A 13,901-nucleotide genomic window follows, 5' to 3' on the forward strand; every position below is an offset into this window, starting at 1 on the left:
ATTGTCGGCGTCACCTCGCCACTCTATATTGCGGATTGTAATCCATTTGGTTTATTCTTAAACATTTATGTGGTATGCGATATCACGAGTATTAGTTTTATCAAGCTTTTATGGGCTTGCTTATTTTTATGCTGCATATTAAAGAGCAGCAAATTTATTTGAGAGGACTACACATATGCGCGCGCTGCAATTGCTAGATGATCGCCGCCTTGAAATTACCGATATAGCAGAACCAGATGCGCCAGCTATTGGCGAAGTTACTGTACGCATTAAAGCTGTTGCACTCAATCATATCGATGTTTGGGGTTGGCGCGGCATGGCCTTTGCCAAACGTAAAATGCCGCTCGTCATCGGTGCAGAGGCATCTGGTGAAGTTATTGCCATCGGTGAAGGCGTTAGCTCTTTTTATCCAGGGCAATTGGTTTCAATTTATGGCGCCAGAACCTGCGGGCTTTGCAAGGCATGCCGCGAAGGTTGCGACAATCTATGTGAGCATGTAAGCGGCGTGCATGGCTTTCACCTTGATGGTTTTGCTTGCGAAAAAGTAAATCTACCCGCACGTCTTTTAGTGCCAGCTCCTCCCGGTGTTGATGCAATTGGCGCAGCTGTCGCACCAGTAACTTTTGGTACAGTTGAGCACATGCTTTTTGACAATGCCAAGCTACAACCAGGTGAAACTATTTTGATCCATGCTGGCGGATCTGGTATTGGTTCTGCCGCTATTCAACTTGCCAAAAAAATGGGGTGTACAATCATCACCACGGTTGGCTCAGATGACAAAATTGAAAAGGCGCGCGCATTAGGTGCCGATCATGTTATTAATTACCGCGAAGATCGCTTTGAAGGTGTAGTACGCAAGCTAACCCGCAAAAAAGGTGTTGATGTTGTTTTTGAACATGTCGGCGCAACCACTTGGGCAGGTTCAATGTTATGCATGAAACGTGGTGCCCGTCTCGTGACTTGCGGTTCCACTTCAGGCGTTTCAACTCAAATGAATTTGATGCAGCTTTTCCAACAACAATTGAAGATTTTAGGTTCATTTGGTTGCCGCATGGAAAATATGGCAGATGCTATGCAAAAAATGGCACAAGGCTTGGTTCATCCAGTAATTGACACCATCGTTGGTTTTGAAGAGATCGATATAGCACTTAGCCGCATGGAAGGTCGAGATGTCTTTGGAAAAATTATTCTAAAGATAGATTGATCTAAAATGTTAAAACTTCGTATCAAGTTATTTATTTACCGTCTTAAAATGAAATTTAAAGATTGGTGGAATTGGTTATGGGCGCATATTGCGGCTGGCATGTTGGTATCGATTAAGTTTTTACCAGCAAAGCCAAGTATTGCGTTTTTTGCTAATTTTGCCAGTTTAATTGGACCAATGACCCCTCGTCATCAGGTAGCACTTAAAAACCTTCGTGCTGCTTTTCCTGAAAAAGACGATAAGGAAATAAAATCGATTGCGCGTGAAATGTGGCGCAATATGGGGCGTCTTTTTGCTGAATATGTTTTTCTTGATGAAATTTTCGATTTCGACCCAACATCAGATAAGCCTGGTTTTGTAGAGGTTGAAGGAGAGGAAATATTCAAGCGCATCAGAGATGAGAATAAGCCACATATTTTCTTTACAGCTCATACCGGAAATTTTGAGCTTTTACCGATTTGTGCAGCAACCTACGATCTTGATGTGATGGCGCTATTTAGGCCACCTAATAACCCTTACATCGCAAAGAGGGTTTTAAAAGCCCGCCGCACTAAGATGGGGCATTTGGTTCCTTCCAAAGCTGGATCGGCTTGGGTTCTTGCCGGTCGCCTGCAAGAAAACGGTAACGTGGGAATGTTGGTAGATCAAAAGTTTCGTCGCGGATTGAACACAACATTTTTCAATTTGCCAGTTAAAACAAATCCATTACTGGCCAAATTAGCCCGTCAATATGATTGCGACGTTTATCCTGCCCGTTGTATCCGCTTACCTGAAGGTCGATATAAGTTACAACTTTTCGATAAGGTTGAACTACCCAAAAACGCTGAAGGTGCAATTGACACCAATGCTAGTGTTCAATTGATAAATGATATTGTTGAAAATTGGGTTAGAGAATATCCTGGGCAATGGATGTGGTTTCATAAAAGATGGGAAAAATAGTCGGCATTTCAGACATTTGGAAGATGTGCAACCTTATTAAATTGAACAATAAAAACAATTCATTAGAGCAAAATTCTAAATAATTGCTCTAATGATTTTGGTTGAGCTTGTTAAAGCAATATATTTTCAAAGTGACCGTTACATATCATTTCTTTTGTAATTTTTAAAATGGGCAAGAAAAAGGTTTATCATGACAGTGCATTTCATTGGTGCGGGCCCAGGTGCTGCAGATCTCATCACTGTGCGCGGCCTTAGACTATTACAATCCTGTCCTATTTGTCTTTATGCCGGCTCTCTTATTCCTAAAGATTTGCTGACAGATTTGCCCCCCCATATCAAACGCATTAGTAGCCATGATATGACACTTGATCAAATTATTGAGCTCGTCAAGGATGCTCATAATAAGGGACAAGATATAGCACGCTTACATTCGGGTGACCCATCACTCTATGGTGCAATTGCCGAGCAGATACGTTGTCTTGAGGATATTGGTATTCCTTACGATATAACTCCTGGCGTTCCCTCATTTGTAGCTGCAGCTGCGGCTATGAAACAAGAATTAACCCTGCCAGGAATTAACCAGTCAATTATTCTTACCCGTACTTCAAAAAACTCATCCGCTATGCCTGAAAAAGAAACTTTAACGCATTTAGGGGCATCTGGCGCAACAATCGTAATACATTTATCTGCTACAAACCCAGATACAATCATCCAACAATTATCACCGCTTTATGGGGACACATGTCCTGTTGTTATTGCAGCAAATGTTAGCTGGGACAATGAAAAAATAATACCTACAACGCTCTCAGAGCTTAAAATAAGTCTTGATGAGCATAATATTTCACGCACAGCACTTATTTTCGTTGGACCAGCATTAGCACAGCAAAATTTTTTAAATTCTTATCTTTATTCCGAAAAATAAAACAACTAAATTTTTAATGAAGAAATCTAAATTGGTGAGCGCGCAGGGATTCGAACCCTGGACCTACTGATTAAAAGTCAGTTGCTCTACCGGCTGAGCTACGCGCTCCCTTACAACATGATTTGTTGCGGAAAGTGAGCGGAACATACGTTTAAGAAGACAAAACGTCAACAGCAAAAATAGAAAAAACACAGATAAACTCAATTTAATTATAACTATATGTTTTAAAATAAGTTTTTTTACAAAATCATCAAAAATAATCATTTCGATATTAAAATTACTGTCTTGTGACAAATCTTAGTGTCAGATTCTTAAACAGCAAATTTTAATATTTTTTATCGCAGCGCTATTTCACATAAATTGGTTTAAAGGGCACACTTAAAATTCTTCTCATAATCACATTAATTGAAGTCAAAGATAAATCATCTATTGGTAAAAAAGCACTAGCTTGAAAATTTACCCGTGATCGCTGTTTTTAAAATGGACCATTGACGTTGCAAGTGTGACAATTCAAATGGCTCAGTAAACGCTATAAAGTCAGCCTTCTGTGTCCGCCTAACATATCGTGGCATAAGTGTTAAGGGTAGAAAAACTGGCCTTAAGCTTGGTGCTAATTTTTGTTGCGCAGTTTTAAAATCTGTATAATGCTCAAAGGCAAAAGCCGTTAAAGCTGCAATCACTCGTGACTTTTGTTCAATATTATTGCTATCTGGAGTGATATCTTCTCTGCTAACACCAACAGCATTTAAAATCTCAGTAGGAATGTAAAATTGATGTTCCGCAGTGATCATAGGTAAAAAGCGCAATATTTGCATTAATACAGCACTTACACCGCCATGTCCGCATGCATTGTCGCTATTTTGCGCTTCAAACTCGTCCAATATTTGGCAACCAAGCTTAAACAGGATAGACTGTGTTTCGCCACAATACCCCTCAAAGTCAGCGATAGTAATGAATGAATCATTATATAGATCAAAAATTCGTGCTTCACATGCATTGATTAAAGCCTTTTCGGGCAAGCCATAAATGCTAACCGTCTCAAGCAAAGCATCAAGAACCGGATTTTGGGTTGCCTCCTTGCTGCCTTTTTCAATATTATCCGCCCACCACCGCAATCTAACTTCACCTGCTAATGGCTCTTTCACCACATTTCGAATACGTGCAATTTCATGATTAAATGCAAATAACGCTGCAAGCCCTGCCCGCTTTTTCGCTGGTGCAAAAAGCAAGGAGATATAACGATCAAAATCACCCTGCTTTAAAAGCTGCATACAATATTGAGTATTATCCATTATTCAACCGCATAGAGAATTGCTGCAACTGCGCGGTTTTCAGCCAATAATACATTATATGTACGTACGGCAGCACCTGTACTCATGGTATCGGCAGATATATTGCGCAGTTGTAGTGCTGAACGCACCTCTTTTGGCAATCGCAAAAGCTTTACGCCCGTACCAATCAGTAATATCTCAATTGCATCTGCTTCTTGCAAAACTCGATCAACATCAAAAATTGTGGGCGTTGATTGAGTGAGATCTATGCCATATATACCGCTTGGCACGCAAATAATTGAGCCTTTATGGGACATATCTGCAAAGCGAAAACCACCATTTCCATAGGCATCGATAGGGGCGCTACCTGGAAAATGTGCGTCTCGGATTTCAATTCCTTGAACCATAAAAATTCCTATTATTTATTTAGCATGCAATATTTCAGAATATCGATTATGCTGATTCTGAAACGAAATCTTCTTCATATTCCATTTTCTTATTGCGTCCTATGCCTAATAAAACAGCTAAAGGACCAGCAATAAAGATGGAGGAATAAGTTCCAATAATAATCCCAAGCAGTAACACCGAAGCAAAGTCACGCATATCTGTACCACCAAAATAGTAAAGCGGAATATGGGCAATTAATGTAGCAAGGGATGTTAATAAGGTACGCGACAACGTGCGATTAATGGCAAGATCAACCAATGATGTTATTTGGATATAACCATCCTTGCGCAAGAGTTCTCTTATCCTATCATAAACAACAATAGTATCATTAAGAGAATAACCAATAATTGCAAGCACTGCGGCAATACTCCAAATATTGAATTGCCACTGGAACACAATGAATAAAAATAACAAGATGATTACGTCATGGATAGTGGTAACCACTGCACCAATCGCAAACTTCCAATCAAAGCGCAACCAGACATAACCAAAAATAGCAATGAGGGAAACTATAACAGCCACTAAACTAGCAGAAGATAGGTTTTCTGATATTTGCGGCCCAACCACGTCCATACGCTGTAATTGATAATCTTGTGAAAACTCGTTTCTGAGTTTTACTGCAACAGACTGATCTGCATCCTCGCCCATTTCTTGACTTGGAACCGTTAGATATAAAATTTTAGCGTTTTTAGATTGCGTAACAACTACATCACCAATATTAAGGTTTCCTACCCGTTCAGCAACATCAATAGGGTCAGAGTGATCGCCTTTAGCCTCTAAAACAGCCAACGAACCGCCGGCAAAATCAATGCCGTAATTAACGCCGCTTGCTAGGGTCAAGGCACCCGTTGCAATAATTAGTGCGCATGCAATACCAAGTGTCCATTTTCCAATACGCATAAATGCTATGCGGGTATTTACCGGAACAATGCGGAAAATACGTGCGGGAACTTCACCAGGCTTAGAATAACGAACCCAAGTAGAAATCATTAGTCGGGTAAAGGTAAGTGTTGTAAAAAGCGATACAATAATGCCAACAGTTACGGTCAATGCAAAACCGTGAATTGGACCAATCCCTAACAAGAAAAGAACTAAGGCAGCAATCAAAGTAGTAATATTGGCATCAATGATTGTGCCCTTTGCTCGCGCAAAACCAGCCTCTAATGCTTGTGTAACTGAATAACCATTACGGCGGTCTTCTCGTATGCGCTCATATATCAAAATAATCGCATCAACCGAAACACCAATCGTTAAAACAAGACCAGCAAAGCCAGCAAGCGAAAGTGGAACGCCAATAAAACTCAAAATTGTTATTACGAGTGCAAGATTTGCGGTTAGAGCAATATCTGCAACAACACCTAAAAATCCGTAAGAAATAACCATAAAAATTGCAACAACTAATAAAGCGCCAATGGCTGCCTTAAAGCCTGAAGCGGCATAATCCTTGCCAAGATCTGCACCAATTGTGCGCTCTTCAATTAAGGTCACTGCAGTTGGAAGTGGACCACTTGAAATAAGAGTTGCAAAACTACTAGCCCGCTCAGCCTCAACAGGGCCTATATCGAGGTAACCAGAAACAGTTTTTTTAACATTTTTCTCAATCCAGATGATATCACCATCCATAATAAAGAATAATCGCTTGTTAGGTGATGTTTGTGAAAAATTATTAAGGGCTTGTGCTCCAACCTCATCAAGAGCTATGTTGACGAGTACATTATTGCTATCGGCTATCGGGTTTGCAAAAGCGCCAATCAGGTTTTCGCTGCGGATAACAGCATTAGTGTCAATAAGATAGCCAACCGGCGGATCTGAAAAATCATAAAAAATTTCACTGTTTTGAGGCGTTGCAACTTTACCAGTAATAACATCTTGTGCGTTAATTCCGTCCACCTCTTGATAAACAGCAGTATTAGCCGGTACACTAACGATATCTTTTAATTCTTGTACATTAAAAAAGCCCGGCACTTCAACGCGAATTGCATGACTGCCTTGTGCGTTAACGCTATAGTCCATAAAATCTTGATTTGATTGATCTAAACGCCTTGTGATCACATCTATGGTATCAGCACGCAATTGCTCATCATCCTTTGGCAACTGCATAACGATCCGTGAACCACCGCGTAAATCTATACCTAACGGTAAATGAAGGCTAGCATACGCCTCAGGAAGCTTATTTAAAATGCTGTGTGGCAAGATATTTGGTAATGCAACAATAACACCAAATAAAATTACTGCCCAAATGAGAACCCGCTTCCATACAGAAAAAAATAGCATATTACTCAATTCCCATTTAAAGATTTTACAGCATTAACTTATTTTATTTTCAAACTAAAAAAGCTAGAGCAATTTCAACAAAATAAAAATTAACTTTTATGTTAAAAGATAAGACAATAAAAGCAAACTAGAGCACATCAACGACACAATTATTCGTGAATGGGCTCTAGGACATAATAATGCTTACATTATCAATTTCAAATGCTCTAGCTATATTTTAAATTATTTATTTTCTGATGCATGATCCTTTTCTGCGGATGTTTCATCGCTGTCATTTTTATCCACTGATTCATCAGCATTTTTATCGTTTTTATGACCACGATCTTTATTATTGGCTTTGCTAGCTGTTTTTTCAACTGCAACTTCGCCTTTGGTGCGAACACTTGACAAGGTACTACGTAAAACGCGTACACGCACATTATCAGCAAGTTCAACTTCAACTTCACCTTCTGCATCAAAAACTTTGGTAACCTTACCAATAAAGCCACCACCGGTGATAACATTGTCGCCACGACGAACAGCATTGATCATTTCTTGATGCTTTTTCATTTGCGCGCGCTGAGGGCGAATAATAAGAAAATACATAATTACGAAAATGAGAACCAGTGGTAAAAGCATTGAAAATGTTGAACCACCTCCACCTGCAGCTTGCGCATAAGCTGGTGTAATAAACGACATAGGAAAACTCCTTAAGCAATTTGATAAAAATAGCGATATATACCACTATCAGTTACTATCACGAAATAATGTGTTGCGAAGCTTATAGCAACTAGCAAAAACAATGAATTGCATTTTTCACACCCAGAACATAATAATAATTTTAAAATATTGACATAAAGGTGATAATTTCAATGCCTAATAATCCAGAATTGCTCAATAAGCTTGATGAATTGATTAGCGTGCTTAGGCAAATCGCACCACCACTTACCAAACCAGTAGAAGCGGAAAACGCAGATTGCTTTGTTTGGGATGCGGCAAATCTTACGCTTAGTCCGGTAAAAAAGGTAAATCGGGTGGATATTGATCTTATAAAAGGCGTTGATCAATCGCGTGATACTTTAGTTGAAAACACTCGCCGTTTTGCCCAAGGTTTTGCTGCAAACAATGTTTTGCTTTGGGGTGCACGCGGCATGGGGAAATCATCTTTGATTAAATCTGCCCATGCTGCGGTTAATCTAGAAAATAAAAGTGAAGAGCGCTTAAAACTTGTAGAAATTCATCGTGAGGATATTGATTCTCTGCCACAACTGATGAATCTTTTAAAAGATACAACTTATCGTTTCATTCTTTTTTGTGATGACTTGTCCTTTGACCATGACGATACATCATATAAATCTTTGAAAGCAGCACTAGACGGCGGCATTGAAGGTCGTCCAGCCAATGTGTTATTTTACGCCACCTCCAATCGACGACATTTAATGCCCCGTGATATGATTGATAACGAGCGCTCAAGCGCAATTAATCCATCGGAAGCAATTGAAGAAAAAGTGTCACTTTCTGATCGTTTTGGTTTATGGCTTGGATTTCATAAATGCAGCCAAGATGACTATTTAGCGATGATTTTTGGTTATGCGGAGCACTATAAATTACCAATTGATCGCAATGAACTGCGTCAAGAAGCGCTAACTTGGGCTACAACCCGTGGTAATCGATCCGGACGAGTTGCATGGCAATTCATCCAAGATGTAGCCGGAAGACTTGGAAAAAACATCCAATGATGAATTAACGGCATTTAATATTCTGCTTTTATTTTATGCCGTTACTTATTGTCATAATTATATATTCTACCATTTCAAAGTAGTTTTATTTACTTTGTATGAATTGGCAAATTAAAAAATCATGTGTAAAAATTTAAAGCTTTTGGGGGTCGTACTTTCTGGTGGTCGCTCACAACGGATGGGCAGCGACAAGGCCCTTATAACTATTGGTGATACCACATTACTCGATCATACATTTAATCGCTTGTTGTCGCAATTTTTAGCGATTAGAAAAACTGGTTTGATCGGTGGTGAAGTGGTTGTCAGCGCTAATAATCCATTGCTGCTTGCAAAAAATGATAGAACCTACCTTGCTGACCAGAACGATTTTAATAATATGGGGCCCCTATCTGGTATCTATTCAACAATGACCTATGCCCAAATTCATGATTATCGCGCCATTATAACTGTTGCTGTTGATACCCCCTTTTTCCCAGATGATTATTTAATGCAGTTGCAATCATTATATAAAGGCGATTTAGATAGAGCAATTTTGTCGACTTTTAACGGAGAATACCAACCGACTTTTGGGCTTTGGCCTGTCAATTTAATCGATGACTTAAAAAGCCATTTACAGGCGGGCAAAAGAAGTATCTATTCATTTGCACAAAAGGTATGCGCGAAAAACTGTGAGTTTGGTAACGGCAATGAAAATGGCTTCAATCCGTTTTTTAATGTCAACACCAAAGACGACCTTGAGGTTGCAAAGGCATTATGGTTGTAAGTGAGGTAAATTAACATGAAACATAAAATATTTGGGATAACCGGTTGGAAAAACAACGGTAAAACCACAATGACTGAACGTATTGTTAGCGAACTTACCTCTCGCGGTTATAAAATTGCGACAATAAAACATGCACATCATGATTTTGATATTGATGTTGAAGGCACTGATTCTTGGCGCCACCGCCATGCGGGAGCAGGTGAAATTGCTGTTGTTTCAGCTAATCGTTGGGCTTTTATCCATGAAAACAAGGATGAAGATGAGGCTGATATAGTGACAATTTTATCACACTTTTCTCCTTGTGATCTTATATTGGTTGAAGGCTATAAGCGAGAAAACCATGACAAGCTCGAAATACGCCGTGAAGGAGGAAAACGCGGTGAAAATCTTAGTTTAAATGACCCCCATATTGTTGCGGTGGCAAGCGATATGAACCAAAGTGAGGAAACTCTACCGGTTTTCGATATTAATGATATAATTGCTATTTCAGATTTCATCGAAAATCATATGGACTTAAGCAGAAAAACAAAGGGGAATTAATATGCTAAAAATTTGGGGTCGTAATAATTCTATTAATGTAAAAAAAGTGCTTTGGATTGCCGAGGAACTTGGGTTAAATTACGAAAATATCGAAGTCGGCGGCAAATTTGGCGGCCTTGATACCCCAGAATTTTTAAAACTTAATCCCAACGCTATGATTCCAGTACTTGAAGATAATGGTTTCACCTTATGGGAATCGAACACCATCGTGCGTTATATTGCTGCCCAATATGGTCGCGACAGTTTTTGGATTGAAGACCCTAAGCAGCGTAGTGCCGTTGAAAAATGGATGGATTGGGCAAGTGAAGAACTCTTTCCATTATTTAAAGCCATTTTATTTAACTCCGTGCGTTTGGCACCAGAAAAACGCGACGCCGGCATTTTATCCAATGCCATAGATGGCTTTGAAAAAAAGCTTTCTATAATTGAAAACGAACTTAGTTTAAACTTATGGCTATCGGGTAAGAATTTTGGTATTGCCGACATTGTTGTTGGTACATTTATTTATTATTATTATGAAATTGACATCAAACGGCTTAAGCAATTTCCTAAAATTTCTGAATGGTACGAGCGGTTAAAAAAGCGCCCATCTTATGCAAAAATAATTATGATTCCAATTAACTAGTTTATCGCAATATTGCTTCATTTAGGCGCGAAAAGTAAAGTGTTACATTCAAGAAAAAAACCATTCAATCTACGCTCTATGATGCGTGGGCGTAAGCCGTCTGACTTTATCATTATTTTTTTGGTTATCATATGCTTGGCTCTGCTAAAAAACTTTAACAATGAACAAGACACTTCCATAACTGAAACAGCTAATGCCAATGTAATTTCAGGTTTTGCGCATATTAGTGATGGTGATTCTATTCGTATAAATGGTGAAAGAATAAGATTGCTTGGAATAGATGCACCTGAGCTTGCCCAATATTGCACAAAAGGACAAGAAAAATATGCCTGTGGTGAATTATCAAAACAACATTTAATAAAAATGATTAATGGACGTAAAGTTTCTTGTAAATGGATAGAGCGAGACAAATATAAACGCATTTTAGGACAGTGCATGGTTGAAAATATCGATATTAGTCGCCAAATGGTAGAAGATGGTTGGGCAGTCAGCTATTCAAGTTACCCCAAAGAAGAGCGTTTTGCCAAAAACAACAAACTTGGCATGTGGGTATGGCAAGTGCAACGCCCCAACCAATGGCGCAAAGAAAACCCACGCAAAAATTAAATATCGAGATTGGCAATGCAGGATAGCCTTAGGATAAACACGGATGGTAATATTAAACAACAATTGGCCGCGCTTGATAAAAAAATTAAAAGCTGCCGAATTTGTCTTGATTGCCCTAAATATCTCCCTGCCCTAACCATTGAGCCACGACCAATCTGCATAAGTTCAGATAAAGCGCAGATTGCCGTTGCAGGACAAGCCCCTGGTTTAAAAGTTTTTGAAACTGGCATTCCATTTAATGATGCATCTGGAAATCGCCTACGGCAATGGCTTGATGTGTCACCGCAATATTTTTACAATAAAGATAATTTTGCCATTATACCAATGGGATTTTGCTTCCCTGGCTACGATAATAAAGGTTCGGATCTTCCACCGCGTAAAGAATGTCAACAGCAATGGCACGCGCAATTATTTAGCCTTATGCCACAAATTAAAGTGGTTTTAGCCATCGGCCAATATGCCCAAAAATGGCATATTAAACAGGGATTAGGTAAAAACCTTACCGAAACTGTTAGTAACTGGCGTGATATTTTAAGAATAAAGCAACCAATGGGCTATCACGTTTTTCCACTGCCACATCCATCATGGCGCAATACATCTTGGATTAAAAAAAATCCTTGGTTTAGTGATGAATTGCTACCAATCTTACGAAAAATCATTAAGAATAAAAATGGCAATCTGTTATAAGATTATTGCTATATTATTGTTTTAGAACTGATGATATTTGGTGATAAATATCCATCTTGGCAATGGATTTCTCACCATCATCTGTAACTATATAGATGTTATTATCATCTTCACCCAACAGCCAGTAATCGCCGCTTCCATTATTCATGATAATTGGCTTAAATTTAAAAATTGATGATTGCTCAGGTATATGATAACCTTTATCAATTAGTATAAAATATGCATTAGATAAAATATTTTCGCTACATATATATAAAATCAATAATAATATAATTATATTCTTCCACATTTCAGACCTCTATATTAAAATTGGATTTAATGCTTATTTTACTTATTTAAGATGATTTTTTAGTAAAAATTGGATTTTATTCAATATGCGCCAAAAATATTATCTACAACTTATAAAGATTGGTGTAAAAGATAGCCCACAAGCACCAGTTGGTCATGATATTTATTATAAATGTCTTCATTGCGAGGGATTAATATTGTCATCGGTTTTTGATGATGTCTCTTGCAATTGTGGAAGGGTTTCCATTGATTTTTGTCTTCATCGTCTTACAATAGTAGATAAAAAGAAATTTGCAGTTGTGCGTAAGATTTCAATAAAAAAATAGACTAAGCCCATAAGAATATAAACTTCGCCCACGACACGAGCTTAGTAAAAACTTTAAAAATCTAAATTGAGATTGGATTAGAGCGTTAAAGTGCCTGCTTTGCCACGTTTTTTTGTGGAAGCCAATTTTAGACTTCATCTGCGACACATTAAAGCGGGCTGATTTACCAAGTGACAAAACCAAAATGAAAGCACCTTTGATGAATAATCACCAAGGTGCTTTTGTCAATTACCCTGCTAAAGCAATTATTTTTAAGCGTCAAATTGTGGAGCAGCCTTCTTATCAATGCCAGCTTGCTCAAATGTTGCCATTTGGCTATGGCAAAGGGTTGCTGCTTTAACAACACCTGCCGCTAAAGCTGCACCTGTCCCCTCACCCAAATGCATACCAAGGTCAAGAATCGGTTTTTTACCTATAATTTCTAATAGTTTTTTATGCCCAGGTTCGCTTGATAATTGACCAACCAAACAATGATCAAGAGCAGCCGGTAAACAACGATAAAGAACCGCCGCTGCCGCAGTTACGACATAACCATCTAGGATAACGGGAATTTTTTCCATTCGCGCGGCAAGGATCGCACCAACAATTGCCGCAAATTCACGCCCACCTAAGCGGCGCAATACCTCGAATGGATCTTCCAAATGGCCTTCATTACGCGCAACTGCCTTACGAACAGCTTCAACCTTACGGGTAAAATAATCACCAGTGGAGCCAGTGCCCGGCCCTACCCATTCCTCAACATCTCCGCCAAACAAACCACAAGAAAGTGCAGCCGCAACGGTTGTATTGCCAATCCCCATTTCGCCAATGCACAAAAGATCAGTGCCACCAGCAATTGATTCCATACCAAAGGCCATGGTCGCAGCGCAGCCGCGTACATCCATAGCAGCGTCTTTGGTAATATTCATAGTTGGATAATCAAGGGCAAGATCATAAATCTTAAGACCTAAATCATTGGTGATGCAAATCTGATTAATAGCGGCACCGCCAGCGGCGAAGTTATCAACCATTTGGCGTGTAACACTTTGTGGAAATGGTGTTACATTTTCTTCCACTACACCGTGATTGCCTGCAAAAACAGCAACCAATGGACGAGTAATCACTGGTTTGTCTTGACCACGCCAACCTGCAAGCCAAATGGCAATATCTTCCAAGCGGCCAAGCGAACCGACGGGCTTAGTTAATTGTTGCTGACGCAGACGCGCTTGCGCCATAGATTCTTGATTTTGTTCTGGAAGATTGTGCAAAAGCGCACGAAAATCGTCAAAGGGGCTTGCCATATTGCTCACGA

At 39.2% G+C, this 13,901-nt stretch carries 15 protein-coding genes and 1 tRNA gene; 9 read left to right on the plus strand and 7 right to left on the minus strand.

Annotation, left to right across the window (positions count from 1 at the left end; translation table 11 throughout):
• Window positions 1-175 precede the first annotated feature (175 nt).
• From H3299_RS06275 to cobM, 3 genes are all read left to right on the plus strand, one after another.
• Window positions 176-1,204 carry a zinc-binding dehydrogenase gene (locus H3299_RS06275; protein ID WP_182419416.1) on the plus strand — a complete coding sequence of 343 codons (1,029 nt, stop codon included), beginning with the start codon at window positions 176-178 and terminating at the stop codon, window positions 1,202-1,204.
• Window positions 1,205-1,210: 6 nt separating this feature from the next.
• Window positions 1,211-2,143: a lipid A biosynthesis lauroyl acyltransferase gene (locus H3299_RS06280; RefSeq protein ID WP_182419417.1), complete on the plus strand. Its 933-nt coding sequence runs from the start codon at window positions 1,211-1,213 to the stop codon at window positions 2,141-2,143.
• 190 nt (window positions 2,144-2,333) lie between these two features.
• Entirely contained in the window at window positions 2,334-3,065 is a 732-nt protein-coding gene (gene cobM / locus H3299_RS06285; RefSeq protein ID WP_182419418.1) for a precorrin-4 C(11)-methyltransferase, read from the plus strand.
• Window positions 3,066-3,097: 32 nt separating this feature from the next.
• Here cobM and H3299_RS06290 read toward each other — a convergent pair.
• From H3299_RS06290 to yajC, 5 genes are all read right to left on the minus strand, one after another.
• A tRNA-Lys gene (locus H3299_RS06290) sits at window positions 3,098-3,173 on the minus strand.
• 335 nt (window positions 3,174-3,508) lie between these two features.
• A complete protein-coding gene (locus H3299_RS06295) occupies window positions 3,509-4,357 on the minus strand; it encodes a phytoene/squalene synthase family protein (RefSeq protein ID WP_182419419.1) in 849 nt (282 codons plus the stop codon).
• Window positions 4,357-4,743: an Mth938-like domain-containing protein gene (locus tag H3299_RS06300; RefSeq protein ID WP_182419420.1), complete on the minus strand. Its 387-nt coding sequence runs from the start codon at window positions 4,741-4,743 to the stop codon at window positions 4,357-4,359. The genes H3299_RS06295 and H3299_RS06300 overlap by 1 nt, the downstream gene beginning before the upstream one ends.
• Before the next feature lie 46 nt (window positions 4,744-4,789).
• On the minus strand, window positions 4,790-7,057 hold the full coding sequence (gene secD, locus H3299_RS06305) for a protein translocase subunit SecD (protein ID WP_182419421.1): 2,268 nt from the start codon (window positions 7,055-7,057) through the stop codon (window positions 4,790-4,792).
• A 222-nt stretch (window positions 7,058-7,279) separates the two neighbouring features.
• Window positions 7,280-7,735: a preprotein translocase subunit YajC gene (yajC, locus tag H3299_RS06310; RefSeq protein ID WP_182419422.1), complete on the minus strand. Its 456-nt coding sequence runs from the start codon at window positions 7,733-7,735 to the stop codon at window positions 7,280-7,282.
• A 173-nt stretch (window positions 7,736-7,908) separates the two neighbouring features.
• Here yajC and H3299_RS06315 point away from each other — a divergent pair, with 173 nt between their 5' ends.
• The 6 genes from H3299_RS06315 (at window position 7,909) to H3299_RS06340 (ending at window position 11,996) form a co-directional block, all read left to right on the plus strand.
• Entirely contained in the window at window positions 7,909-8,775 is an 867-nt protein-coding gene (locus H3299_RS06315) for an ATP-binding protein (protein WP_182419423.1), read from the plus strand.
• A 121-nt stretch (window positions 8,776-8,896) separates the two neighbouring features.
• On the plus strand, window positions 8,897-9,538 hold the full coding sequence (locus H3299_RS06320; RefSeq protein WP_182419424.1) for a molybdenum cofactor guanylyltransferase: 642 nt from the start codon (window positions 8,897-8,899) through the stop codon (window positions 9,536-9,538).
• A 15-nt stretch (window positions 9,539-9,553) separates the two neighbouring features.
• Entirely contained in the window at window positions 9,554-10,078 is a 525-nt protein-coding gene (mobB, locus tag H3299_RS06325; RefSeq protein WP_182419425.1) for a molybdopterin-guanine dinucleotide biosynthesis protein B, read from the plus strand.
• A 1-nt stretch (window position 10,079) separates the two neighbouring features.
• A complete protein-coding gene (locus H3299_RS06330) occupies window positions 10,080-10,703 on the plus strand; it encodes a glutathione S-transferase family protein (RefSeq protein WP_182419426.1) in 624 nt (207 codons plus the stop codon).
• Between the two features lie 39 nt (window positions 10,704-10,742).
• Window positions 10,743-11,309, plus strand: a complete 567-nt coding sequence (locus H3299_RS06335) for a thermonuclease family protein (RefSeq protein WP_246708161.1) — start codon at window positions 10,743-10,745, stop codon at window positions 11,307-11,309.
• 15 nt (window positions 11,310-11,324) lie between these two features.
• The gene (locus H3299_RS06340) at window positions 11,325-11,996 is read left to right on the plus strand and encodes a uracil-DNA glycosylase family protein (protein WP_182419427.1); all 672 of its coding nucleotides are present in this window, start codon (window positions 11,325-11,327) and stop codon (window positions 11,994-11,996) included.
• 13 nt (window positions 11,997-12,009) lie between these two features.
• Here H3299_RS06340 and H3299_RS06345 read toward each other — a convergent pair whose 3' ends face one another.
• Window positions 12,010-12,285: a hypothetical protein gene (locus tag H3299_RS06345; protein WP_182419428.1), complete on the minus strand. Its 276-nt coding sequence runs from the start codon at window positions 12,283-12,285 to the stop codon at window positions 12,010-12,012.
• Between the two features lie 576 nt (window positions 12,286-12,861).
• Window positions 12,862-13,899: a nicotinate-nucleotide--dimethylbenzimidazole phosphoribosyltransferase gene (gene cobT / locus H3299_RS06350; RefSeq protein WP_371739813.1), complete on the minus strand. Its 1,038-nt coding sequence runs from the start codon at window positions 13,897-13,899 to the stop codon at window positions 12,862-12,864.
• Window positions 13,900-13,901 lie beyond the last annotated feature (2 nt).

Origin of the sequence: Bartonella sp. HY038 (genome assembly GCF_014117425.1) — a bacterium.
Lineage (GTDB): Bacteria > Pseudomonadota > Alphaproteobacteria > Rhizobiales > Rhizobiaceae > HY038.